Below are 25,482 nucleotides of genomic sequence, written 5' to 3' on the forward strand. Positions count from 1 at the left end.
TACAGCCCTACTCAACTGTGCGGAGGTGGGACGACGAAATCGAATTCTAACGAATTACCGATTTCTGTCCCACTCTCTTCTTTTTCCTAAATCTGCACAATCTTACGATAACTCCGAGAGGTGATCCAAAAGACGATTAGGTAGGTGATGAGAAAGACAGCACAGACGCTGAAGGTGACGACGAGGACTTGGCCACTATTGATGACACCGAGCACTTTGAGAATGAGGCGAATCATATGGTAGGCAAAGGCCAGGTGGACAAAGGCAAAGATGAGGGGAAGGAAGAAGACGGTCCGAACTTGACGGTTGATGGTCCGTTTGACCTCATCTTCATCAAGCCCCACCTGTTGGAGGATGACGAATCGATCACGGTCTTCATAGCCTTCTGAAATTTGCTTGTAGTAGATAACGATGACTGTTCCGACCATAAAGATCAATGACAAGAAAATACCGATAAAGAAGATACCACCAAAGAGGCTATTCAATTCTGCCACATCATTGGCCCGGTTCCCCCCATAGACAAATGTTCCTTGGCCCTGTTGGCTACTCAATTCATCGATCATCTTGTCATAACTAGCTGCCAGCTTGAGTTGCTGGTCTTCACCGACATTGACATTGAATCCACCATAGATATTGGTATAGATGGCAAGATTTGGAAATTGGGCGATAAAGGCTGAGAGATCTGGCACGATTAGGTAATTGAAATCCTCCGTCAGCATGTTATACATGTTGGGCAAGTGATCCGTGATAAAATCCTTGGTCACTTCTTCCTTTACTTGGAAGTCTTGGCCATTGATAGTAAACTGCTTTTGGCCTTTGAGAGCCTCGTTATGAGCAAAGAGGATAACTTGGTTGCCAGTCAGATCGGCCTCTTCTCCTGTCATCTGCTCATAGCTAGCTGCGTCAAAGACCATAAAGACGGTTTTGGGAGTGACGCTGCGTTCGTCAGCTGGATAGACCGTAAAGTCTGTGCCCTTTTGGGATTTGATTCCAAAGTTGGCATAGGTCATCAGGTCACGATTCTTGATCTCAAGCTGGTGCTCAGAAGCAAATTCATCAAATTTCTGATTGATTTGCTCCAGGTCTACCCCTTTTCCTTGGACAGAGAAATCATGAGGAGCCATAATTTTCTTGACCATTTCGCCACCAACATAGATGTTGGTCGCAGCAGAGATGGTCACTAGCACCATGGTCGAGAGGATGGCAATAGTCGCAAGTCCCACTGCATTTTTCTTCATGCGATAGATGAGATTAGAGACCGAGATCATATTGTTGGGTTGGTAATAATAGCCCTTCTTTTTCTTAAGCAGGTGCAAGAAGACGGTGATCCCAGCATTAAAGAGCAGGTAGGTTCCGATCATGACCAAGACAACCGCTAGAAAGAAAATCACAATCGCAGACAATGGGTCTTTGACTGACAAAGCCAGGTAGTAGCCAAAACCAAGAGAAACTAAACCCAGGATGGTTTGGGGCCACAAGAAGCGGGATTTCTTTTCACCACTAGCCTTCTCACGCGTCAACTGCAGGGCATTCAAACGGAGAATTCGCCAAGCATTGAGAAAAACTAGGAGGCCAAAGATGAGACCAAAGGTGACAAAGACCAAGATGACAATCCCAGGTTGGAAGGTGGATACTAGCTGGACCTTCATCTTCATGAGTTTCAAAAGAAAGGCAAAGATCAGCTTGTCAAAGAGGGCTCCAATCAAGACACCGCTTGAGATAGTCAAAAAGCCAAAGATCAAGAGTTCCTTGAAAATCATGCTGATGAGATGGCGTTTTTCAAGGCCAAGCATGCTGTAGATCCCCAGCTCCTTGGAGCGGTTTTTCATGACGAGGCTATTGGCATAGAGCACAATGATGGCCCCCGCAGCGTTGACCACAAACAGTCCCAAGCCTAGGGTGAAGAGTATAGAAGAGCCCCCACGAAGCTCGTGAATATGGGGATTAAAGGTCAGGGAGTCAAAGAGGTAGGCGATTGTCACTGCGAGAATGACTGCAATCGCAAAGGGATAATAGAGCTTGCGGTTCTTGATCAGATTGGAGCAAGCTAATTTAGTGGTTAATCGAAACATCTACTCCACCTCACTTGCCATGACCGTCAGGGTATCCGAGATTTCTTGGAACATCTGACGCTCTGTCTTTTCTCCGCGGAAGATCTGGTTGTAGAGAATTCCATCCTTGATAAAAAGCACGCGCTTGGCCCGAGCTGCCGCTGCGGTTGAGTGGGTCACCATGAGAATGGTTTGCCCCATGGTGTTGATATCTTCAAAGACATCTAGCAAAGCAGCCGAGGACTTGGAATCCAGCGCCCCTGTTGGCTCATCGGCAAGGAGGATTTCAGGTGAGGTGATGACGGCCCGTGCTACAGCCACCCGTTGTTTTTGACCACCAGAGATTTCGTAAGGGTATTTTTCTAAGAGCTGGTGAATGCCCAACTCTCGACTGACGCTATCGACCTTAGTCATCATTTCCTTGACTGGTCTGCGAGAAAGGACCAAGGGCAGAAGGATATTGTCCTTAACTGACAAGGTGTCGAGCAGATTGAAGTCTTGAAAGACAAAGCCTAGTTTTTCGCGACGGAAGCTCGAAGCGTCCTTGTTCTTGATGGTTGAGGTGTCTATATTATTTAGGTAGACCCGCCCTTCCGTCGGCTGATCCAGCATGGCTAGGATATTGAGAAGGGTCGATTTCCCGGATCCTGATTCCCCCATGATGGCGACGTACTCCCCTTTTTCAACAGTGAAGTGAATATCCTTTAGGGCTTCAACCTGCGTCCCTTGAAAGCGGGTTTTGTAAATTTTTTTGATATGTTGAACGTCTAGTAATGACATGCTTTTCTCCTTTAACTAGTAGATCAAGAAAAATTCTTGGGTTTGTTGTAGGACTTGGCGACCAAATTCCACCTTTTCCAAATCGGTTTTCTTATTTGGTTTTTTAATCTTTTTGGGTTCTTTCATCCATTTCAAGAGTTTCATTTTCTTGACCTCCTTCATTTGATGAGACTATTGTATAAAAAATAAAAGGTGGTCACCATAACCTAACCTTTCATTTTTAAAATTAAATCTTACATTTTTGTCATTTTCAAATAAAAGAGAAGCTTAGGGAGAGAATCATTATTACCGACGAATTCCCCTAATCCATGACCAACTTCTTCTCTTCAAAACGTATAGCAACAGTCGTCCCTTGGCCGACTTGAGACGTCATCTGGAGTTGGTGTCCTAGCTGATCGGCAATCTTTTTAGACAGATAGAGGCCTAGTCCCGAAGATTGCTGGGTCAAATGCCCATTGTAGCCGGAGAATCCCCGCTCAAAGACACGGAGTATATCGCTATCCTTAATTCCAATCCCACTATCTTTCATATAAAGGGTCTGGTCTTTGAAATAGATCTCAATCCCGCCAGTGCTGGTATACTTAAGGCTATTAGACAGCAATTGCTCGATGATGACCAAGAGCCACTTGCGATCGGTAATGACGGCGACATCTAAGTCATGCAGATCCACCGTCAAGCCCTTTTGAATAAAGAAGATGGCATACTTTCGCACGACTTCTTTGATCAGCTCTTCGAGTGGAACACGCTTAAGAACCAAATCATCGTGAAAACTTTCGAGTCTCAGATACTGGAGGACCACATTAGCATAGGAATCAATCTTAAAGAGCTCCTGCTCCATTTGTTGTCTCAGGTCGCTGTCTTCTATATTTTTAACCAAGAGTTGACTGGCCGCAATGGGCGTCTTAATCTGGTGAACCCAGAGGGTATAGTAATCCATCAGATCATTGTAGGTCTCTAGACTCACCGTTGTCTGCTCACGTTGGGCTTGCTGACTGGTTGCTAGTTTCTGACTCAAGACCAGTTCTAGAGGGGTCTCAGGTGGTCCCTCCCCATAGAGCACTTCCTTACGACAGGCCTGATATCCAGCCACTGCATCCCAAATGACCAGAAGAAGACTCAAAAAAGCCAAAATTCCTGTCAGGTAAAGGAGAAAATTGCGGTAGCCTTCGAATATATAGGCAAACAAGACCAGGGATGAAAGGAGTAAACCAATCAAATAGAGATAGCGACGGTGAGAAATCAGATAGTGTTTGACAAATAAGAATCGATTATCCATTGCTCAACCCGTATCCTATCCCTTTTTTCGTTTCGATAAAATGTTCCAGTCCTGCTTCTTCGAGTTTCTTCCGAAGTCTAGCTACATTGACCGAGAGGGTGTTATCATCAATAAAGAAATCACTGTTCCACAATTCCTTCATTAAATCATCCCGAGCCACTACACTTCCAGCTTTTTCAAAAAGGATGCGAAGAATTTGAAATTCATTTTTGGTCAAACTAGCCACCTCTCCCTCGTAGACCAGATCCATGGATTTGAGATTGAGGATGGCGCCCCGGTGTTCTAACAAATCTTGATCAGTTCCAAACTCATAAGAGCGGCGAAGGAGACCCTGAATTTTTGCCAGAAGGACATTGGGATCAAATGGCTTGGTCACATAGTCATCTCCTCCCATATTGATAGCCATGACGATGTCCATAGCTTGATCTCGTGAGGATAAAAACATGATAGGGACCTTAGATACCTTACGAATCTCCTGGCACCAATGGTAGCCATTATAAAGAGGAAGGCCAATATCCATCAGAATCAGATGAGGATTGGTCTGGACGAAGGTGCCCAATACATCCATAAAGTCATCAACTGCAATAACTTCAAAGCCCCACTGCTCCATGATTTTCTTCACTTGTTGGCGAATGGTTTCATCATCTTCGACAAGAAGAATTTTATGCATGCTCTTTCCTGCTCTTTCTTACTAGAGTATTACCCTTTCATTATATCAAATTATCCAAGGAGCATACATATTTTTCGCCATCTCAACTTACAGGTAACTCCTTTCGTCAATTTCCTATTTTTATGGAGGGGCCTTTCAGGTATTTTATGCTATACTGAACATACAGATACAAAGGAGAATCTCATGTCCACGATTTTTGATTATCTAGACTATGTCGCCTATGATTCCATCTACGATCGCCCTTTTAAGGAACTCGATGTTCTGGCACTGACAGAGCTGACCTATCTTCCTTTTGATCGGATCGTGCCCCAAGGGGATACGACCAATATTGAAGTCCGCTTATCTGATGCAGTAGAGCTAGTCGATCGAACCACAGATTTCATCGTGACAGACCAACACCTGCAATTAGTCGATGACTTAGCTAGTTCAAAGCGTTTTAAAAACATCAAACTCCTCAACTATGTCAACGAATATGACCCCGATGTTCAGAAGCAGTTTGCGGCTATGACCTATCGTCTTACCATGGATGTTTATTTAGTTGTCTTCAGAGGGACGGATGACACCTTGATCGGCTGGAAGGAAGACTTCCATATGACCTATATGGACCATGTCCCAGCTCAGAGGCGCGCAGCCAGCTACCTACAAAACGTCATGAAGGAATTTCCTAAAGGGCGCTTCTTAGTAGCCGGTCACTCCAAAGGGGGCAATCTCGCAACCTATGCCTGCTCCTACCTTCCTGATCAGCTGTCCGAACAAGTCCATGCCATTTACTGTTACGACGCTCCAGGTCTCAACAAGTCCATTATCAAAACAGAGGGATACCAACGAATCGCACACCTCATTCATCGCTTTGTCCCACAAGGATCCATCGTCGGCATGATGCTGGAAGTCCCAGAGCCTACTACGATTGTTAAAAGTCGAGCCTTTGGTGGCTTTGCCCAGCATGACGCCTTTACTTGGATGGTTGAAAAGGATGGATTTGTGACACTAGATCAAACCAATCCCGATAGCCAGCAGATGGTCCAAACCTTAAAACAGTGGGTACAAGAAGTTCCTGACAGCCAACTCAAGAAATTTTTCGATACCTTCTTTGGCCTCTTCTTGGATGCAGGCATTACTTCGATTAATGATTTGATGAACTTGAAAAATTTCTCCAAGATCAAAGATATCTTTCAAAACACTCAGGACCTAGACCCCACCGAGCGGGAAATGTTAGAACGTCTAGCCAAGCAACTCATCGACACTCGTGTCCAAGCATGGAAAAAATGGCAAACAGTCCCCCGTATCCTGGTTCAAATGGCTGCATTTTTCAAACGAAAACAAGCAGTCGAAACCACCTCCCCACTGCTCCTTGAGCATAAAGAGTAAGTTTAAAGAGACAGGTTGAAGTAAGAAATAATCAACTCCTTCAGCACCTAGTGATAAACAATTGAACCAAAACAAAACCCAGGAAATTGAATTTCCTGGGTTTTTTGATTCTTATTGACGATAGAAGTATTGATCTGCTGGATAGTTTCCAGCTGATTGGGTAACAACTAAGCGAGGTTTGCTCTTATCTGACTGGTCTCCATCAGGATTTTCAAAACCAATCTTAAAGAGGCCAACTGCCACTCCTGTTTCTCCCACACGTAGATCTACATAAGGGACTTTACTTGTCTTATCCGAGTTCGGCACTGCTTTTAATCTTCCTTGGCCCTTTACAGTTCCATCTTCTTGGATGACCATCTCCTGGCCTTTAGCATTGCGCCATGTCCCTGCTAGACTTGAGAAGTCTCCACTATTGATGGCCGTAATATCAAGGTCTGCGTCCTTCTTAGGCTCTGGATAGGCTTCCCACCATTTGTCTTGGTAGGCTTGGAAGGAGGCTTGATGGTAGAAGATGCGTCTCAAAGGCGACACGACACCATCAGGACCTTGAACATTTTCAGGAATCAAGGTGACAATCAATTCCTGACCAGGAGTTTCTCCACTTGTACCAGCTTGGACAAAGTAAACCTGATAGGTCGATCCAGCTTTCTTCGGTTTCTTATCTTTATTGAGGACAAATTGGACATTGCTAGCTCCACTCCAGAAGCTCCATCCCTTATCCTGATCAGAGTAGATAGAAGGGAAGACAGTAGTCCGATGATTATAATAATCTTCTGGACTATAGCCATACAACTTAAAGCCAGAATCTGCGATCTGCTTTTCAATCGATTCATTGGAATAACTTCCTGAGAAGGTTGTCAAATCCCCATCCAATACCGCATCATCTGGATTCGTCGACTTGAAGAAATCCTTCCGATTGGCAAAGACCATCTCATGATCGGGGTCTTTATCTGACATAGTTACCGTAATGAGGGGATCCTTATCTGATTGGTATTTAAAGATACGCACAGTGACGGTGAAATCAGTATTTCCATCAGACTTTTTCATCTGACTAGTAGAAACTTTATTGGCACCTTCTACTTTGAAATCCGTTGAGAACGTTGCTGAAACAGCACCATCATCTGTTTGATAATCAATTTTCCAAGATTTCCCATCTTTCTGTATCTTGGCCTTATCACGCGCACTAGAGACATATTCGCCAGACAGATCGATGGCTTTTTCCTTAGATGAAGATGAGGTCTTCGAAGTCTGTTTGAACTCTTTTTGATGATCCGGTTGAATATTGGAGCTAGAGTAGAGATAGACTCCTCCGATTAGAACCACTGCACTCACAAAAGCGATGATCATCCAAAGATATTTCTTATCTAACTTTTTGATCATTTCAACACCTCCTTGAAATGGTAGTTACCTAATAGTATACCTTAAATTCTATTTAAAGTAAATTTTGACTGAAATTCATAAATTATTTATCGTTATTCGATACTTTTTTATTGACTTATTTTTTATAAGGAGTATACTATAAGTGAAAAATAAAAAAACTTTAAGGAGGCTTGCGATGAAAAACTCAAAAACCTTAAAAAATGTCATTGAAGTCTTAACGGCTTTCATTTACTTCTGTGGCTTTATGACCCTGGCTGCACTGGTCGTCCACCTGCTTTCCCGGATGGGAGTGTTTAAGGATCTCATTCAATCTGGACGCTTGTCCTTTGATGTGAATGGCATCCAACTCTTCCCCAAACATCCGCAACCTCTCTGGCAGTTGCTCTTCCCACTAGCCTCAAGCGCTATCTATATTTTTCTTCTCATCACCATTCGTAGCTTCCTCCAAAATCTCTACCAAGAAAAGATCTTTTCTCACTCCAACATTGATCTTTGCAACCGAGCTTGGAAGATTCTCTTGGTCTTGTCCTTTATGTCTGGCACACTTGAAACCAGTGGCGATGCTTATCTCCTTCCCTTCACTTTCCAATTTACCTTTAACACAGGGCTTCTCCTTGCCGTTCCAATCGTCTGGGTCTCTGGCAAGATTCTGGAGAGAGGGATTGAGATTGCTGAAGAAAATGAGCTAACCATTTAAGGAGGGTGCCATGATTATCGTCAATCTAGATGTCATGCTGGCCAAGCGGAAAATGAAATCCAATGAGCTAGCCGACAAAATCGGCATCACGACTGCCAACCTCTCCATCCTCAAGACTGGCAAGGCCAAAGCCATCCGCTTTACCACCCTTGAAGCCATCTGCAAAGAACTCGACTGCCAGCCAGGAGATATCCTGGAATACCGGCCAGATGAATAGGAACTATATTCGGAGACTTTCCTTAGGTGAGGACGGACGGTAGCGAATCCCTTTGGGATTCCATACCTAAGATTTGAGCCCACTGTCTCAAATCTTCCGAGAGTCTGAAACGAAAATGTTTCAGACTCTTTTCTCACTGCGGAAGTCTCCATTAACATTCATTACTAATAGGACTCATCTTCTATCCTTGTAAAATTCAATGATGGGAACTATATCAATACAACAAAAGCACTCCCGTGGGAGTGCTTGAGAGCATAGACAATCTGCTCTTCCTTACAAATCAAATATATTCTATAAAAATTAAAAAATTTATTCGTAAGAACTATTCAATCATCTACTAAAACTTTCCGTCGTGAGAAAAGTGCTAGAAACAATTGTGTTTCTAGCACTCGGGAGTTTTGGAACCCAGGGTCCAAAACTAAGTCATGGAACTTCTTCGAAGTTCGCTGACGTCCGTACTCACCTAAGGAAAGTTTTTTAGATGATTTTTTCTTTGTCTATCGTTTAGCCGATGATGCTTCCATTTGGAACAGATGGATCAACCGTTAAGACTGTTAATTGATCTCCGTGTTCTGCGGAAAGAATCATGCCTTGGCTGACATATTTCTTCATCATCTTACGTGGTTTGAGGTTGGCCACGATTTGAAGTTTCTTGCCGACCAATTCTTGTTCATTTGGATAGAATTTCGCGATACCAGAGAGGATTTGACGATCTTCACCGTCACCAGCGTCAAGGCGGAAGCGAAGCAGTTTGTCTGATCCTTCGACGCGTTCCACTTCTTTGACCTCTGCTACACGGATTTCAACCTTGTCAAAGTCTTCAAATTTGATCTCATCTTTTTCAGACTTGAGTTCCACTTCTTCTGGAATCCATTCTTTTTCTTGTGGCTTGCCTGCAGTCATTTGAGATTGGATGTAGGCAATTTCTTCTTCCATGTCGAGACGTGGGAAGATTGGAGTTCCTTTGGCAACCACTGTGACATTTTCAGGGAAGCCTGCTAAAGTCAAGTTTTCAAGATCGAAGTCCAAGCCCAAGCCAAGTTGTTCCATGATGGCATTTGAGGTGTTCATCATGAATGGTTGGATCAAGTGAGCCACAACACGAAGGCTAGCTGCCAAGTGAGCCATGACTGCTGCCAATTGTTCCTTGTCACCATCTTCTTTAGCGAGGACCCAAGGAGCTGTCTCATCAATGTACTTGTTGGTACGAGAGATGATGTTCCATATGGCTTCCAAAGCGCGTGGGTAATCCACCGCATTCATTTGCTTGTGGTATTCTGCGATGTTTTCTTCAACCACCTTAGCCAAATCAGCATCAAATGCAGTGACATTTTCGACATAAGCTGGAACTTGACCACCAAAGTATTTGTTGATCATGGCTACCGTCCGGTTGAGGAGGTTTCCAAGGTCATTAGCCAATTCATAGTTGATACGAGCCACGTAGTCTTCTGGTGTGAAGGTCCCATCAGAACCAACTGGAAGGCTACGCATGAGGTAGTAACGAAGCGGATCCAAGCCGAAGCGTTCCACCAACATTTCTGGGTAGATGACATTCCCTTTAGACTTAGACATCTTGCCGTCTTTCATGACAAACCAACCATGGGCAATCAAACGTTCTGGCAATTTGATATCCAACATCATAAGAAGGATTGGCCAGTAGATGGAGTGGAAACGAAGGATGTCTTTTCCGACCATGTGGAAGACGGTTCCGTTCCAGAACTTGTCAAAGTTGCCATGCTCATCTTGATCATAACCAAGAGCTGTTACGTAGTTAAGAAGGGCATCAATCCAAACATAAACCACATGTTTAGGATTGGATGGGACTGGGACTCCCCAGGTAAAGGTGGTCCGAGATACCGCCAAGTCTTCCAAACCTGGCTCGATAAAGTTTTTCAACATTTCATTGAGACGGCCATCTGGCGTGATGAAATCCGGTTGAGATTTGAAAAATTCAACCAAACGGTCTTGGTATTTGCTGAGGCGAAGGAAGTAAGACTCTTCAGAAACCCATTCTACTTCGTGTCCTGATGGAGCTACCCCACCGATGACCTTGCCATTCTCATCACGGAAGACCTCAGCCAATTGGCTTTCTGTAAAGAACTCTTCATCAGAGACTGAATACCAGCCAGAGTACTCACCCAGGTAGATGTCGTCTTGCGCAAGCAAGCGTTCAAAAACCTGAGCCACTACTTTTTCATGGTAGTCGTCTGTCGTACGGATGAATTTATCATATGAGATATCGAGTAATTGCCAGAGTTCTTTCACTCCAACCGCCATTCCATCTACATAAGCTTGCGGTGTAATGCCAGCTTCTTCTGCTTTTTGTTGGATTTTTTGACCATGCTCATCGAGACCAGTCAGGTAGAACACATCGTAGTTCATCATGCGTTTGTAACGTGCCAAGACGTCACAGGCGATGGTTGTGTAAGCTGAACCAATATGCAATTTACCAGATGGGTAATAGATAGGGGTTGTGATGTAGAATGATTTTGTCATTTTCTTTTCCTTTCAAGGCTAATGAAACCTTATGTAATAACACTTCATTATATCATTTTTAGGAGTCCCTGAAAACCAAAAAACAGCTAGGTCTGCGACGGACAAACAAAAAAGCTGACTGAAGTCAGCTTTCTATGATTGATAACGAATCCTGCTAAAATTGCCTCGCTTTGGCATTTTCAGGCTCGGGATAAAAAGGTCCCCCAGACCTGCCTCGCTTTGGCGTTTCTAGGCTCGGGATAAAAAGGTCCCCCGGACCTACCTCGCTTTGGCATTTCTAGGCTCGGGATAAAAAGGTCCCCCAGACCTTTTTATTTACCAAGATAGTATTCAGAAACTACGTTCAATTTTTCGTCAAATTCGAATACCAATGGTGGGAAGTTAGGGATTTCCACGTCCATGATTTCATCGTCTGACAATTGTTTGATGTGTTTTACAAGGGCACGGATTGAGTTACCGTGTGCTCCTACGAATACGTTCTTACCGTCTTTAAGAGCTGGAGCGATTTTATCTTCCCAGAATGGAAGCGCACGTTCCAAAGTAACTTTCAAGTTTTCAGCGTCTGGAATCACTGAATCGTCAAGTGAAGCGTAACGACGGTCAGTGTGAGCTGAGTGCTCATCATCGCGATCCATTGCAGGAGGCAATACATCGTATGAACGACGCCAGATGTGAACTTGCTCATCACCAAATTGTTCAGCAGCTTCAGCTTTGTTTTTACCAGTCAATCCACCGTAGTGACGTTCGTTCAAGCGCCATGATTTTTCAACTGGAACCCACAATTGGTCAGAAGCTTCAAGAGCCAAGTTAGTTGTTTTGATTGCACGTTTCAATACTGAAGTATAAGCTTGGTCAAATTCGATACCAGCTTCTTTGATCAATTTACCAGCGTCGATCGCTTGTTGTGTACCTTTTTCAGACAAATCAACATCAGCCCAACCAGTGAAAAGGTTAGCTTTATTCCATTCAGACTCACCGTGGCGAGCAAAAACCAATTTTACCATTAGATGGATCTCCTTTTTATTCTCCGAGGTTTCCCCCCGTTTATCTATTTTATTCTACTAGATTTTCAGTAAAAAATCTAGTGGCGACCATAGAAAAGTGCAATTTCTCACAAAAAAGAGCCTGAACGGATATTTCATGAAAATTTTATTAATTCTTCTTCATGGACATTTACATTTCTCTCTCATCAGCTTCTAAATTTTTCCTCTCTATCTTTTTCCACAAACTATACCAAAAAAACCTCTGAAAAGAGGTTTGCTTACAATTGCTTCTTCTGACACTCTGGACAGATTCCATAAACGGTGGTTTGGCACTTGGTAATGATGTAGCCACTTTTTTCTCTCGATTCTGCTCTCACGTCTGGAACTTCGATGTCAACATCGTCAATCTTCCCACAAGACTCGCAAATCAGATTCAAATGATCGTGTCCCATAAAGTCAAAGTAGGTCGTGGTATCATTGCGTACTTTAATTTCTGAAACAAAGCCTTCTTCAATGAGGACCTTGAGATTGTTATAAACGGTTGCCAGACTCATATTGGGAAAGGCTGGTTTCAAGTCCTGATAGATGGCATCTGCACTTGGATGTTCCTGACTTTTGACAAGATAGGAAAGGACAGCCCGACGCGTCTCTGTAATCCGTACAGAGTTTTCACGCAGGTGTTGCAATACATCTTCCACTTTTTCTTGTTGAACGGAATCAAGTGTTAAACAAGCTAGCATGGTCTTTCCCCTTTCTGTCTCTTCTTTAAAACTATTATATCACGAATACCACATTTTGCCTAATTAGAATGTTTGTAAATAAGGAAAAGTGCAGGATTAAATCAGCTCGAATCAAGCTCCTTTACTCCCACACTTTTTTATATCTAATCTTAACTTCCCCAACTAAGGATCCATCTCATAGTTCCTAGTAAAACTTTGATAAAGAGGAACATAAAGAAGAATTCCGCGATAAACCAGAGACCTTTCAATAGATAAAGAATTGGCTTAATCATGAGCAGAACAAAGATTCCAACAATCCATCTCATGGTCCACCCCCCATTTCTCACTTTTTTCTATTATACTCCTATTTATAGGCCCTGTCTAGAAACTACTCCAAAACAAAAAGTTCCTTCTAGCAAGCTAGAAGGAACCTTTGTAATCACAATTATTTAACTGCGTCTTTAAGAGCTTTACCAGCTTTGAATGCTGGAACTTTAGAAGCAGCGATTTTGATTTCTTTACCAGTTTGTGGGTTGCGACCTTTACGAGCTGCACGTTCACGAACTTCGAAGTTACCGAAACCGATCAATTGAACTTTTTCACCTTTTGAAAGGTATTCTGAAACAGCTGCAAATACAGCGTCAACTGCTGCTGCTGAGTCTTTTTTAGTCAATTCTGTAGCTTCTGCCACTTTTGCGATCAAATCTTGTTTGTTAGCCATTTAACAAATCCTCCAAATTTTTTTAGGTTTTACCCTTAACATCTCTATCATATCTAAAAAATGCTTTTAGGTCAAGTACTAAACTTGTTTTTATCAACATTTATCTAGGAATAAATTCCTTTATTGACGGGCTTCTATGCAAATCGAACGAGAACTGCCCAGGCATCTTCACCAGTGTGGGTTTGAATGATCGAACCTGTTTCCAAAACAGAGATTGGAGTTGCAACCAAAGGCTGTAATTGCGCCTTCATTTCGTTAGCAAAGTCAGGTCCACCAGCATAGGAAATTCCTATCTCAGCGATTTCTTTACCGGATAAGTCTTGCATCAACTCGTCCAACCATTTTTTAAAGGTTTTCTGTCCGCGTCCTTTGACAATCGGTTGCAGTTCATCGTTCTTCATTTCCATGACGACCCGAATATTCAAAAGGGAACTCAATAAACCAGTTACACGTCCAATCCGGCCTCCTTTAACCAGGTTTTCCAAAGTAGAAACCCCAATATAGAGTCTAGAATTTTGCTTGACCTCTTCAATGCGAGCTACAATTTCCTCTACGCTAGCACCTTCTTGAGCCAGTTTTGCTGCTTCGACCACTTGGAATTTCATGGCTTGGTCCGTAAAGCTACTATCGATAACTGTTACATCTGCATTGGCTAAGGTAGCTCCTTGACGTGCAGCTTCCACTGTACCAGATAAGGCATGAGACATATGGATCGCAATAATTTGCGCCCCTTCTGCAGCCAAACCTTCGAAGACTTCCGCAAACACACCTACTGGAGGTTGACTGGTCTTTGGAAGGTTCTTACTGGACTTCATCAACTGAAGGAATTGTCCTTCTGTTAATTCCGCATCTGAATAGAGGACACCGTCCACCATAACAGAGAGGGGAACGATGGTAATTCCGTATTTTTCAACAACTTCAGGCTCAATCGTTACGGATGAGTCTGTAACAATTTTTACTTGTGACATAACATTCCTACAATCTTTTCTTAGATATATCCACTCTATTATATCAAATTTTCTAGGCTTTTGTGGGACAAAGTCCTTTTTACTTAATCATCGATAGCTGCAAAGCCATCATTGACCAAAGCAACATCGGCCTTCATTCCACTTTCATCAAAGAGAATGCCATGGAGGACGCCACCATATACAGCCCCGCCATCCATGCCAATCTTCCCATCTTCGGTCACCCAGAGCTCCTTGGTTCCAATCTTTTGATCCAAGAGATAGTGAACCGGGGTATGGCCGAAAACAATGGTCTTTCCTGTCTGGTTGGTCGCTTCATGGAAGGGTTGGCGAATCCAGACCTTTTGGTAATCCGTGGTTTCATGCCAATCAGGCAAGGTCAAGTCAAGGCCAGCATGCACAAAAATATAGTGTTCTGTTTCATAGACAAAAGGAAGCGAACGGATGAAAGCAACGAGGTCCCCACAAGTCTCTTGCACGCGCCGAACATCCGCCACACCATCTACTGGATCTGTGAGGGGACGACCAAGTAGAGAGTTGATGGTCGTGTCACCACCATTTCGTCGGTAATGGTCGTAGCGTTCGGTCGGGTTATCAATCCAAGCTAGAAACATGTATTCGTGGTTCCCAGAGAGACAGATGGCCCCTTGCTGTTCGACAAAATCTTTGACTAGTTCGATAACCTTACGACTATCTTCCCCACGGTCTATCAGATCTCCGAGAAAAACCAGCTGGGACTGACCATCCCAATGGGTCATCAGTTCCTCTAGCATACCTGCTTTTCCATGAATATCTCCCACTACGAAATAGCTTTCCATATCGGTTCCTTTCTTCTTAGGACGGCCGTTTTAACAATTGCTCTGCCTGCATGCGGGCTGCTTCTGTCACATCTTCACCAGCAAGCATCTTAGCGACTTCTTCGACCCGTTCTTCATGACTGAGCAAGCGAACGGTCGAAACCGTTGAAAATTCATCGCTCACCTTTTCGATAAAGAATTGGTAATCGGCTACTGCAATGACCTGAGGTAAATGAGAGATGGCTAGCACCTGACCATAACGTCCAATTTTATAAATTTTCGAAGCAATGGCCTGCGCCACCCGACCAGATACCCCTGTATCCACCTCGTCAAAGACGATACTGGTCTTGCCTTCTTTACGTGAAAAGGCTGACTTGATGGCCAACATAAGACGGGACAATTCTCCACCTGAGGCGACTTTTACTAAAGACTTAAAGTCCTCTCCAGGGTTGGTTGAAATATAAAACTCAACCGTTTCGTTTCCTTCCAGATTAAACTTAGATGGGGTAAAACGCACTTGGAAACGGGCTTTTTCCATATAGAGATCCGCCAATTCCTGCTGGATCTCTGCTTCCAGCTCTTGGGCCAAGGCATGACGCCCTTGACTTAGTTCTTTAGCCAAGGCAACCAACTGTCCTTCCATGGACTTGAGTTCTTTTTCCAAGTCTTCAGAAGAGGTTCCTCCTCCTGTTAATAGGCTATATTCCTTGCTGATTTGCTCTAGGTAATCAAGAACATCCTTAACCTGACCACCGTACTTACGAGTAATTGAATGGATCAGGTCTAGTCGAGCTTCCACCTGCATCAAGCGGTTGCCGTCAAAGTCCAAGCCATCTACCAGATCCTCCAAGCGCTTGGTCAAATCCTCCAGAGTATAGTAGGTCTCGGCCATTTGATCAGACAAGGTCTTGTATTCTGCATCATACTCTTCGATGCTTTGCAGATCATTCATGGCCGACCGCAAATTGCTAAGACTGGAGAAGTCTTCTGCATCCAGCATGGCATAAGCATTGCTTAGGGTATCTGCAATCATCTTATGATTGAGCAGGCGTTGCCGTTCTTGCTCTAACTGGATATCTTCATCTAGGGACAGGGATGCCGCCTCGATTTCCGAAATTTGGTATTCCAGCATTTCGATCCGAGCTTGGTTTTCCTGGTTATTTTTTTGGATCTGTAAGACCTGCTTACGCAAGGACTTATAATTCTCAAAGGTCTCTCTATAGGCCTTCTTAGTCGCAAAAAAAGTATCCTCCCCAAAGCTATCCAGCATAGCGATATGCAAGGGAGACCGCATCAGTTCTTCCTGATCGTGCTGGCCATGAATATCCACCAAATGCTGGCCAACGGCCTTGAGAACGGAGAGGTTGACCATCTGCCCATTGATCCTGCTAACACTCCGACCATTCTGGAAAATTTCTCTGCGAATAATCAACTCCTCTGCCCATTCTAAGCCCTGCTCTTCAAATAACTGCTGAAGGGCAGGGTTTTCGTCAATGGCAAAGAGGCCTTCAATTTCAGCCTTAGGAGCACCGTGGCGGATGACATCGGTCGTCGCCCGGCTCCCCAACATCATATTCATAGCATCGATAATGATGGATTTTCCTGCTCCAGTTTCACCGGTTAAAACCGTCATTCCTGTTTCAAAATTCAGAGCGATTTCTTCAATGATGGCAAAGTTCTTAATTGAAATTTCTAATAGCATCTCTCTCCTACCATTCCATCAATCGTTGTTCAATAAACTGAGCCTTTTCTTCCGAGCGAGCCACAATCAAAATACTATTGTCGTCTGAAATCATGCTAAAGATGATGTCATCAAAATCTTCTTGTAGATGCCGTTTGACTAGATAGGCTGTCCCTGGGACAAGCTTGAGGGTCAAAAAGCTCCCCATGCGTTCAAAGGATTGAAGATTATTTTCTGCTAATTTTCCACTATGTTGGACACGTGGCAATTCATAGACATAGGCTGAACCTTTTAATGGCGTTTTAATAATGCCCAACTCTTTAATATCACGGGAAACAGTCGCTTGTGTCGCAGAAATTCCCGCTTCCCTCAGATGTTCGACAATTGCATCCTGAGTGCCGACTTTATTTTCTCGGATAAAGCGTCGTATTTTTTCTAATCGGTTTTGTTTACTATTCATGTTTAAAATCAGTGTGGGCTTTGTCGACGACAGCTACAAACTCTTGCTGATCGAGACGATTTTGCCCGGTATTTTTTTCTAAATAAAGTAAAAATTCAATATTGCCATGGCCCCCTTGGATCGGTGAATAATCCACTCCCAAGACGGAGAATCCATGTTCTAAGGCAAAGCCTTGAACCTGTTCCAAGACGGACAAGTGGACCTTGGCATCCTTGATAATCCCATTTTTCCCAATCTGCTCCCGACCAGCTTCAAACTGGGGTTTGACAAGGGCGACCACCTGGCCTCCCTCTTGTAAAATCCCATGAAGGGCTGGCAAGATGAGGTTGAGGGAAATAAAGCTAACATCAATGCTAACAAAGCTTGGGGTTTGCTCAAAATCCTCAGACGTCGCATAGCGGAAGTTGAACTGCTCCATCGAGATGACCCGAGGATCCTGACGAAGCTTCCATGCCAACTGATTGGTCCCTACATCCACTGCATAGACCAAGGCAGCCCCATTTTGGAGCATAACATCCGTAAAGCCTCCTGTAGAAGCCCCAATATCCAGTGTGACCTTATCCTGCAGATCAATCTCAAAAAGGTCCAAAGCCTTTTCTAACTTGAGACCACCGCGACTGACATATTTGAGTTTTTCACCCTTGAGTTTTAATTCTGTCGCTTCATCAATTTTTTCGCCTGGTTTATCGAAGCGCTCGCCATTATGGACCGCAACGACCAGACCAGCCATCACACCGCGTTTGGCCTGCTCCCGGGTTTCAAATAATCCCTGCTTGTAGGCCAGTACGTCAACTCTTTCCTTGACCATGAATTCTCAGTCTTTCTATTATCTTTTTGATTCCAGTTCCGTCGAAGTCTACCTGCTGAGAGATGCGATCAAGCAAGTCCTCACAGGCAGCTAGCTCCCGGTCCAAATAAGCCTGAGCTCCATCTAGACCGAGGAGGGCAGGATAGGTCGATTTTTCAGCTTGCAGGTCCTTCTGAGGGGTTTTCCCTAAGGAGGCAAAATCAGCAGTCACATCCAAAATATCATCCCGAATCTGGAAGGCCAAGCCTAAATGGAGGCCAATTTCCTCTAAGAGAGTCGCGATAGCTGGCTCAAGCTCTAAGAGGATCCCTGCTGCTTGGAATGGATAGGCGAGCAGTCGCCCCGTCTTATTGGCATGGATGACTTGCAACTGGTCCAAGGTCAGGCTCGCCCCTTCCCCTTCCATATCCAAGACTTGGCCTGCCACCATCCCAGCTGTCCCTGAAGCATCCGATAACAGGGCAATCAGTTGCACCCTGATAGAAGCTGGAAGGTCTGCCTCTGCCACACAGCCAAAGGCATCTAAGAAGAGCGAGTCTCCTGCTAAGATGGCTAGGTCTTCCCCAAACTTTTTATGGTTGGTCAATTGACCACGACGATAATCATCATTATCCATGGCTGGTAAATCATCATGGATCAAGCTTCCCGTATGAATCATTTCAAGAGCGGCTGCCACCTGAAAATGAGCCTCAAGGATTGGAGCATGAAAAGCCTCCAGCAACTCCAATAAGAGCAAAGGCCGAATCCGTTTGCCCCCTGCATGGACTGAATAAAGGATGGATTCTACCAAACGGGGAGCGATTTGTTTGGCCTCGTAGAAGCCTTCAATCGCTTTTTCGACCCCTTGCAGTTTTTCTTCTAAGATCATACCAGTTCCGTTTCTGAGCCATCTGCTTGCATCACCTTGACCAAGGTCTTTTCAGCCTGATCCAGCGTTTCTTGCAAGTCTTTTGATAGCTTCATTCCTTTCTGAAACTCTGAAATGGCCTCTTCGAGAGGCACTTGCCCACTTTCCAATTTTTGGACAATAGCTTCCAAATCAGCTAAATTTTCTTCAAATTTCTTTTCTTTCGACATGCTTTACCTCTACTTCTACTTGCCCATCTCGCATGACTAGCGTCAAGGCATCCTTTTCTTTGATTGTATCCACACTATCCAAAACCTGATCTCCAGCCTGTACCAAGGCGTAGCCTCTAGCCACAATGCGACTGGTATCCAACATCAAGAGAGCTTCTGATAGGCGCTTGGCGTCTGTTGCTTTTGTTTGGTAGACCTCCTTGATTTTCAAGGTCATCAGTCGCTCCATTTGGAGAATCTGGTCTCGATAGCGCTCCAGCTGATGCTGTGGTGCTTGGGAGGCCAATCGATGGCAGAGTTCTTGTAACTGACGGCTATTTCTGGTAATTGACTCTGACACAGCCTGTTTCAGTCGCAATTGAATCTGATCTAATTTTTGCAGATAAGAGTCATACAGCCGCTCTGGTTGACGGAAGATGACCGATTGGCTCAGTTTTTGCAGGCGCTCCCGATTATATACTAGGCGGTTGCGCATAGCGGTTGCCATCCGCCCCTCCTGTTTCTGCAAATGATTAAGCAGGTCCAACTTGGTCACAGGCGTTGCCAGCTCAGCCGCAGCTGTAGGAGTGGCTGCCCGGCGATCTGCTACAAAGTCTGCCAGAGTGGTGTCTGTCTCATGGCCCACACTGGAAATGATGGGAATTCTGGACTCAAAAATAGCCCGCACAACCGGCTCTTCATTAAAAGCCCACAGGTCCTCGATAGACCCACCACCACGACCGATAATCAAGACATCTAAGTCCGTCCGAGCATTGGCCTTTTGGATATTGGCGACAATTTCTTGGGCAGCTCCTTCTCCTTGTACCTTGGTTGGAAAAAGGAGAATCTCCACACCAGGAAAACGCCGAGTGACAGTGGTGATGATATCCCGAATAACTGCCCCACTCTGACTGGTAATAACCCCGATTTTATTGGAAAACTGGGGAATGGCCTGTTTGAACTTCTCTTGAAAGAGCCCTTCTTCCTGGAGTTTCTTTTTCAACTGCTCAAACTGAATAGCTAAAGCACCGACGCCATCTGGCTCCGCCTTTTCGATGACAATGGAATAACTTCCACTTGGCTCATAGAGTTGGATCCGACCGATGACATTGATCTTCATGCCTTCTTCTAGCTCAAAGCCAAAACTCTTATATATCCCCGCCCAAACAGTCGCCTGAATCACGGCTTTTTCATCCTTTAGAGAGAAATACTGATGGTTGGGACGCTTCCGGAAATTCGAGACCTGACCCGTCAAATAGACCCGCTCCAAATAGGGGTCCTTATCAAATTTTAACTTGAGGTATTTGGTCAGACTGGATACCGATAAATACTCTGACATGGTTCCCCTTTCATACGGAAAATTCTAGTATAAATTATACCAAAAATAAGCGGAAAAAGCTGATTCTACCTACGGAAAAAGCCCCAGATTTCATGATCTGAAGCTCCTATTCTATCGACTTTTCCTATGGGCTAATTTTTTTCATCCATTTGGGAATTTCTTTACTAATCGCTGTCGGCAAAACCACGTAGACTTCCTTGCTCAAGTCTTCAGCAATAGCCGAATGAAGGTGAGTAGCCACCACCACGCGCTCATAGAGTCCAACCTGTGGAAATTGACCTGCAAATCCTGCAATCATGCCTGCCAAGGTATCGCCCATACCTCCAGTTGCCTGGTAAGGACCACCAACTGTTAGTTGGTAATAATCTGCTTGCCCTTGTTGCCAAATCTTAGTCTGGGGTCCCTTTTGGACTAGAATACTTGCTGGAGGAAGTTGGGACAGAGACTGCCTTGTTGCTTCTTCTCCTTGGTCTCCAATCGCTAGACCTGACATGGTCTCCCATTCTTTTTGATGAGGGGTAAAGACGAGCTGAGCTTGGGGAAGAGGCAACGCTAAGCGAGTATAGATACTAATTGCTCCGCCATCTAGAATCAACACTTGGTGAGACTGAGCCCTATCAAAAACTAGCTCTACAAGGTGTGTCCCTAGATCATTGTCCTTGAGGCCTGTCCCCAATAAAATAACGCCTGCTTTTGCAATTTGCTCAGCTAATAAATCTTGGTCAGTCACAGCAAATGCCATGGCTTCGGGTAGCTGACTATGAAGGGCAGAGATGTTCTCCTGATTTGTCGCAACCGTGACTAGACCCGCTCCACTTTGAACGGCCGCTAGAGCAGCCATCATAATCGCTCCCCCATAGGGATAAGTTCCCCCAATCAAGAGAAGACGACCATAGTCACCCTTGTAGGAGTCTGACTGACGACTAACAATAACTTGTTGTAGCAATTTTTTGTCAACTCTTAACATAAGCTTTCCTTCTTTCTCTCTTTATTTTATCACGTTTAGACTAAAAAAAGGCAGGAAAGCAAGTTCCAACCTTCAAAATTTTTCTAATCTGTCTATCGCTCCAAACACTGTCCCGACTTCATGCAAGCTGGTTTATTTTTTCAAAGCCCGAACAGCTGCTTCATAGGTCTGAGTCATCAGCATAGTAATGGTCATAGGCCCCACTCCACCAGGAACAGGGGTAATATGACTAGCAAGTGGTGCCACTGTATCGTAGTCGACATCTCCACAGAGCTTCCCATTTTCATCGCGATTCATCCCGACATCGATGACGACAGCTCCCTCTTTGACAAAGTCAGCTGTGACAAATTTGGCACGGCCGATAGCCACCACCAGGATATCTGCCTTTCTTGCAATCTTTGCTAGATGATGAGTCCGCGAATGGGTCAAGGTTACCGTAGCATTCTTAGCTAATAGAAGCTGGGCCATGGGTTTTCCAACGATATTGGAGCGACCAATAACGACTGCACTTTTCCCCTCAACATCGATATCGTATTCCCGGAACATTTCCATGATCCCCGCAGGAGTTGAGGGAACCATGACTGGATTGCCTGCCCAAAGATGCCCCATATTGAGAGGGTGGAAGCCGTCGACATCCTTATTGGGATCAATGGCTAGTAAGACAGCCTCATCGTCGATATGTGCTGGTAGAGGCAACTGGACCAAAATCCCATGCCAGAGCGGATCCTGATTGTAGCGGTCAATAAGTGCCAAGAGTTCCTCTTGTGTAGTAGCCTCTGGTAAGCGGACCACCTCGCTACGAAAACCCGCAGCAAGAGCCGAGCGTTCTTTATTTCGTACGTAGACCTGACTAGCTGGGTTTTCTCCCACTAAAATCACCACTAAACCAGGTACCTCCCCTGTTTCCTCTTTTAAACGTGCTGTCTTTTCAGCTAATTCTCCCTGTAATTTTACTGCCAAGGCCTTCCCATCAATCACATGTGTCATCTCAATCTCTTTTCTATTCAATATCTTCTCTATTATATCAGATTTGTGAACCTGCTCCTAACACTTCTTGATTAGATAAGGTTATAGGAAGAAACTATAATAGTTTTCTTCCAACAAAAAAGAGACTAGATGGTCTAGACTCTTGATTGATACTTCTTAGTACAACAATTCGTAGATTTCCATTGCGATTAAGTCAATGCTATCGAATGTATAGGTCTCACGAGCTTCTACATCACGAAGAGTAAATACTGATCCATTTTCTTCATCATAGTTGTAAGCTACTTCAGCAACTACAACCCCTTCACGTTCAAAATTACGTTTTAAGTTTCCACCGTCTTTCGTCATCGCTTCCAAACGGCTGATAATTCGTACCAAATGTGATTCCATTTTGATTCTCCTATTTACTTTCTACTCTCCTATTTTATCATAAAAGAAGGAGGAAATTCCAATAAAAATCAACTTTTCCGCTTTTTTCCTCTTTATTCCATGCCTAAAACCGAACTCCATACTAAATTCTTGCAAACTTTTAGAATACTGTTATAATGAAACTATAAAAGTTTGACTATTTCTGACCAATAGTTTCTACACTTTTTACCCTAGAGAAAGAGGTAAGAGAATGCTTTGTCAAAACTGTAAAATCAACGATTCAACCATTCATCTTTATACAAATGTGAATGGTCACCAACAACAAGTAGACCTTTGCCAGAACTGCTATCAAATTATGAAAACCGATCCTAACAATAGTCTCTTGGCAGGATTAAACCAACAAAATCGCGGAGGGCGGGATCCTTTTGAAGATTTCTTCAATCAACTAGGCAACTTCCAAGCCCCCCAAGAACCTCAAACGCCACCAACTCAATCTGGAGGGGGCTATGGTGGCGGAAATGGCTACGGTTCAAATGGGAACGGTCGTTCTTCAGGACCGAATAGAGCCCAAGCCAAACAACAACCAAAAGGCCTCTTAGAAGAGTTTGGAATTAATGTTACTGAAATTGCTCGCCGTGGGGATATCGATCCGGTCATTGGCCGTGACGATGAAATTCTTCGCGTCATTGAAATCCTCAACCGTCGAACCAAGAACAACCCTGTCCTGATTGGGGAACCCGGTGTCGGAAAAACAGCTGTCGTAGAGGGCCTGGCCCAGAAGATTGTCGATGGCGATGTCCCTTATAAATTACAAGACAAGGAAGTTATTCGGTTAGACGTTGTTAGCCTGGTTCAAGGGACTGGGATTCGTGGACAATTTGAAGAACGGATGCAACAATTAATGGAAGAAATCCGTCGCCGTGAAGATGTCATTTTGTTTATCGATGAAATCCATGAAATTGTAGGAGCAGGATCTGCAGGTGATGGCAACATGGATGCAGGAAATATCCTCAAACCGGCTCTCGCTCGTGGTGAATTGCAATTAGTCGGTGCGACAACCCTCAATGAATACCGAATTATCGAAAAAGATGCCGCTCTTGAACGCCGGATGCAACCAGTCAAGGTGGATGAACCAACGGTTGAAGAAACCATTACCATCCTTAAAGGCATTCAAAAGAAATACGAAGACTACCACCACGTCCACTACACAGATGGTGCAATAGAAGCTGCAGCACTCCTTTCCAATCGCTATATCCAAGACCGCTTCTTGCCAGACAAGGCCATTGACCTCTTGGACGAAGCAGGATCTAAGATGAATTTGACCCTCAATTTTGTCGATCCCAAAGTCATTGACCAGCGCTTAATTGAAGCCGAAAATCTCAAGGCCCAAGCGACGCGGGATGAAGACTTCGAAAAAGCCGCCTACTTCCGTGACCAAATCGCTAAGTACAAAGAAATGCAAGGGCAACAGGTCACCGACCAAGATACCCCCGTCATTAGCGAAAAGACCATCGAGCACATCGTTGAACAAAAGACCAATATTCCAGTTGGAGATTTGAAAGAAAAAGAACAGTCTCAATTGATTAATTTGGCTGCTGATTTAAAAGCTCATGTCATCGGCCAAGATGAGGCTGTTGAAAAAATTGCTAAGGCTATCCGTCGTAATCGGGTAGGACTTGGTACGCCCAACCGTCCAATCGGTAGCTTCCTCTTTGTTGGACCAACTGGTGTCGGGAAGACCGAGTTGTCCAAGCAATTGGCCATCGAACTCTTCGGTTCTGCTGACAGTATGATTCGCTTTGACATGAGTGAATACATGGAAAAACATGCCGTCGCCAAACTGGTCGGTGCCCCTCCAGGTTATGTCGGTTATGAAGAAGCTGGTCAGCTGACTGAAAAAGTACGTCGCAACCCTTACTCTCTCATTCTCTTAGATGAGGTAGAAAAGGCCCATCCTGATGTCATGCATATGTTCCTCCAAGTCTTAGATGATGGTCGCTTGACAGATGGTCAAGGACGAACAGTGAGCTTCAAGGATACCATTATCATCATGACTTCCAATGCGGGAACTGGAAAAGCCGAGGCTAACGTCGGATTTGGGGCAGCTCGTGAAGGTCGCACCAACTCTGTACTTGGAGAACTCGGGAACTTCTTTAGCCCTGAATTCATGAACCGTTTTGATGGCATCATTGAATTCCAACCTCTCTCAAAAGAAAACCTGCTTCAAATCGTTACTCTCATGCTGGATGAAGTCAATCAACGTCTCGCACAAAATGAGATTCATCTGGATGTGACAGAGAAGGTGAAAGAAAAATTGGTCGATCTGGGATACGATCCAAAAATGGGGGCCCGCCCACTCCGTCGTACCATTCAAGACTATATTGAAGATGCGATTACCGATTACTACCTTGAAAATCCAAATGAAAAACAACTCAAGGCAGTCATGACCAGCAATGGAAATATTAGCATTAAAGGAAAGACCAAACCTGCAAACGAGGCAGAAAAAGTAACTGAATAATTGCATTTAAAAGAGGCTAGGACAAAAGTCCTAGCCTCTCAATTGTCTTTGGATTGTCGAGCAAGACGCAGTGGTTGAGTGGGCTCTACTACGCTGATTTCGTCAGCTTTTATAGCCCTACTCAACTGTGCGGAGGTGGGACGACGAAATCGAATTCTAACGAATGACCGATTTCTGTCA

At 44.3% G+C, this 25,482-nt stretch carries 26 protein-coding genes; 4 read left to right on the top strand and 22 right to left on the bottom strand.

All coding sequences use genetic code 11. The annotated features are described in order from the left end of the window. Positions 1 to 86: 86 nt before the first annotated feature. The 5 genes from I2D56_RS08360 to I2D56_RS08375 form a co-directional block, all read right to left on the bottom strand. Positions 87 to 2,072, bottom strand: coding sequence for an FtsX-like permease family protein (locus I2D56_RS08360; RefSeq protein WP_195348357.1), 1,986 nt, complete (start codon positions 2,070 to 2,072; stop codon positions 87 to 89). Further along, positions 2,073 to 2,831, bottom strand: a complete 759-nt coding sequence (locus I2D56_RS08365) for an ABC transporter ATP-binding protein (RefSeq protein ID WP_125329676.1) — start codon at positions 2,829 to 2,831, stop codon at positions 2,073 to 2,075. Between the two features lie 15 nt (positions 2,832 to 2,846). After that, positions 2,847 to 2,975, bottom strand: a complete 129-nt coding sequence (locus tag I2D56_RS09860; protein ID WP_257721762.1) for a hypothetical protein — start codon at positions 2,973 to 2,975, stop codon at positions 2,847 to 2,849. A gap of 157 nt (positions 2,976 to 3,132) precedes the next feature. After that, positions 3,133 to 4,107 carry a sensor histidine kinase gene (locus I2D56_RS08370; protein ID WP_129822288.1) on the bottom strand — a complete coding sequence of 325 codons (975 nt, stop codon included), beginning with the start codon at positions 4,105 to 4,107 and terminating at the stop codon, positions 3,133 to 3,135. Continuing rightward, positions 4,100 to 4,777 (bottom strand): response regulator transcription factor, encoded by a 678-nt coding sequence (locus I2D56_RS08375; RefSeq protein WP_195348358.1) that lies wholly within the window; start codon positions 4,775 to 4,777, stop codon positions 4,100 to 4,102. The genes I2D56_RS08370 and I2D56_RS08375 overlap by 8 nt, the downstream gene beginning before the upstream one ends. Before the next feature lie 183 nt (positions 4,778 to 4,960). Here I2D56_RS08375 and I2D56_RS08380 point away from each other — a divergent pair, with 183 nt between their 5' ends. Next, positions 4,961 to 6,145, top strand: coding sequence for a DUF2974 domain-containing protein (locus I2D56_RS08380; RefSeq protein ID WP_195348359.1), 1,185 nt, complete (start codon positions 4,961 to 4,963; stop codon positions 6,143 to 6,145). Between the two features lie 111 nt (positions 6,146 to 6,256). Here I2D56_RS08380 and I2D56_RS08385 read toward each other — a convergent pair whose 3' ends face one another. Then, positions 6,257 to 7,525: a DUF6287 domain-containing protein gene (locus tag I2D56_RS08385; RefSeq protein ID WP_048789743.1), complete on the bottom strand. Its 1,269-nt coding sequence runs from the start codon at positions 7,523 to 7,525 to the stop codon at positions 6,257 to 6,259. A gap of 175 nt (positions 7,526 to 7,700) precedes the next feature. On the opposite strand from I2D56_RS08385, the gene I2D56_RS08390 reads away from it, so the two are divergent. Both I2D56_RS08390 and I2D56_RS08395 read left to right on the top strand, forming a co-directional pair. Beyond that, on the top strand, positions 7,701 to 8,222 hold the full coding sequence (locus tag I2D56_RS08390) for a DUF2975 domain-containing protein (protein ID WP_048789744.1): 522 nt from the start codon (positions 7,701 to 7,703) through the stop codon (positions 8,220 to 8,222). A gap of 10 nt (positions 8,223 to 8,232) precedes the next feature. Next, entirely contained in the window at positions 8,233 to 8,439 is a 207-nt protein-coding gene (locus tag I2D56_RS08395) for a helix-turn-helix domain-containing protein (protein WP_003006064.1), read from the top strand. Positions 8,440 to 8,943: 504 nt separating this feature from the next. Here I2D56_RS08395 and metG read toward each other — a convergent pair. The 16 genes from metG to I2D56_RS08475 form a co-directional block, all read right to left on the bottom strand. Continuing rightward, complete coding sequence (metG, locus tag I2D56_RS08400; RefSeq protein WP_048789745.1) at positions 8,944 to 10,935, bottom strand: methionine--tRNA ligase; 1,992 nt, start codon at positions 10,933 to 10,935, stop codon at positions 8,944 to 8,946. Between the two features lie 311 nt (positions 10,936 to 11,246). Then, complete coding sequence (locus I2D56_RS08405; protein WP_000240128.1) at positions 11,247 to 11,939, bottom strand: phosphoglycerate mutase; 693 nt, start codon at positions 11,937 to 11,939, stop codon at positions 11,247 to 11,249. Between the two features lie 257 nt (positions 11,940 to 12,196). Next, positions 12,197 to 12,658 (bottom strand): Fur family transcriptional regulator, encoded by a 462-nt coding sequence (locus I2D56_RS08410; protein WP_195348360.1) that lies wholly within the window; start codon positions 12,656 to 12,658, stop codon positions 12,197 to 12,199. Positions 12,659 to 12,807: 149 nt separating this feature from the next. Next, complete coding sequence (locus I2D56_RS08415; RefSeq protein WP_195348361.1) at positions 12,808 to 12,963, bottom strand: hypothetical protein; 156 nt, start codon at positions 12,961 to 12,963, stop codon at positions 12,808 to 12,810. 119 nt (positions 12,964 to 13,082) lie between these two features. Continuing rightward, positions 13,083 to 13,358, bottom strand: coding sequence for an HU family DNA-binding protein (locus tag I2D56_RS08420; RefSeq protein WP_006596762.1), 276 nt, complete (start codon positions 13,356 to 13,358; stop codon positions 13,083 to 13,085). Between the two features lie 134 nt (positions 13,359 to 13,492). Further along, positions 13,493 to 14,326, bottom strand: a complete 834-nt coding sequence (locus tag I2D56_RS08425; protein WP_195348362.1) for a DegV family protein — start codon at positions 14,324 to 14,326, stop codon at positions 13,493 to 13,495. An 83-nt stretch (positions 14,327 to 14,409) separates the two neighbouring features. Then, complete coding sequence (locus tag I2D56_RS08430) at positions 14,410 to 15,141, bottom strand: metallophosphoesterase (RefSeq protein WP_154852249.1); 732 nt, start codon at positions 15,139 to 15,141, stop codon at positions 14,410 to 14,412. Between the two features lie 16 nt (positions 15,142 to 15,157). Continuing rightward, complete coding sequence (recN, locus tag I2D56_RS08435) at positions 15,158 to 16,822, bottom strand: DNA repair protein RecN (protein WP_195348363.1); 1,665 nt, start codon at positions 16,820 to 16,822, stop codon at positions 15,158 to 15,160. Positions 16,823 to 16,829: 7 nt separating this feature from the next. Beyond that, complete coding sequence (locus tag I2D56_RS08440) at positions 16,830 to 17,261, bottom strand: arginine repressor (RefSeq protein ID WP_048715457.1); 432 nt, start codon at positions 17,259 to 17,261, stop codon at positions 16,830 to 16,832. Then, positions 17,254 to 18,069, bottom strand: a complete 816-nt coding sequence (locus I2D56_RS08445) for a TlyA family RNA methyltransferase (protein WP_195348364.1) — start codon at positions 18,067 to 18,069, stop codon at positions 17,254 to 17,256. The genes I2D56_RS08440 and I2D56_RS08445 overlap by 8 nt, the downstream gene beginning before the upstream one ends. Then, a complete protein-coding gene (locus I2D56_RS08450) occupies positions 18,050 to 18,937 on the bottom strand; it encodes a polyprenyl synthetase family protein (protein ID WP_195348365.1) in 888 nt (295 codons plus the stop codon). Before I2D56_RS08450 ends, I2D56_RS08445 begins: the two co-directional genes overlap by 20 nt. Continuing rightward, on the bottom strand, positions 18,934 to 19,146 hold the full coding sequence (locus I2D56_RS08455; RefSeq protein WP_006596769.1) for an exodeoxyribonuclease VII small subunit: 213 nt from the start codon (positions 19,144 to 19,146) through the stop codon (positions 18,934 to 18,936). Before I2D56_RS08455 ends, I2D56_RS08450 begins: the two co-directional genes overlap by 4 nt. Further along, positions 19,124 to 20,464: an exodeoxyribonuclease VII large subunit gene (gene xseA / locus I2D56_RS08460; protein WP_195348366.1), complete on the bottom strand. Its 1,341-nt coding sequence runs from the start codon at positions 20,462 to 20,464 to the stop codon at positions 19,124 to 19,126. The genes I2D56_RS08455 and xseA overlap by 23 nt, the downstream gene beginning before the upstream one ends. 124 nt (positions 20,465 to 20,588) lie before the next feature. Next, the gene (locus I2D56_RS08465; RefSeq protein ID WP_195348367.1) at positions 20,589 to 21,431 is read right to left on the bottom strand and encodes an NAD(P)H-hydrate dehydratase; all 843 of its coding nucleotides are present in this window, start codon (positions 21,429 to 21,431) and stop codon (positions 20,589 to 20,591) included. Between the two features lie 132 nt (positions 21,432 to 21,563). Then, entirely contained in the window at positions 21,564 to 22,418 is an 855-nt protein-coding gene (locus I2D56_RS08470; RefSeq protein ID WP_195348368.1) for a bifunctional methylenetetrahydrofolate dehydrogenase/methenyltetrahydrofolate cyclohydrolase, read from the bottom strand. 156 nt (positions 22,419 to 22,574) lie between these two features. Further along, on the bottom strand, positions 22,575 to 22,805 hold the full coding sequence (locus I2D56_RS08475) for a DUF1797 family protein (protein ID WP_006596773.1): 231 nt from the start codon (positions 22,803 to 22,805) through the stop codon (positions 22,575 to 22,577). 229 nt (positions 22,806 to 23,034) lie between these two features. Between I2D56_RS08475 and I2D56_RS08480 the strand changes: the two genes are divergently transcribed. Next, positions 23,035 to 25,302: an ATP-dependent Clp protease ATP-binding subunit gene (locus I2D56_RS08480; protein ID WP_195348369.1), complete on the top strand. Its 2,268-nt coding sequence runs from the start codon at positions 23,035 to 23,037 to the stop codon at positions 25,300 to 25,302. The last annotated feature ends 180 nt before the right edge of the window (positions 25,303 to 25,482 follow it).

The sequence above is a fragment of the Streptococcus australis genome (genome assembly GCF_015553625.1).
GTDB lineage: Bacteria > Bacillota > Bacilli > Lactobacillales > Streptococcaceae > Streptococcus > Streptococcus australis_B.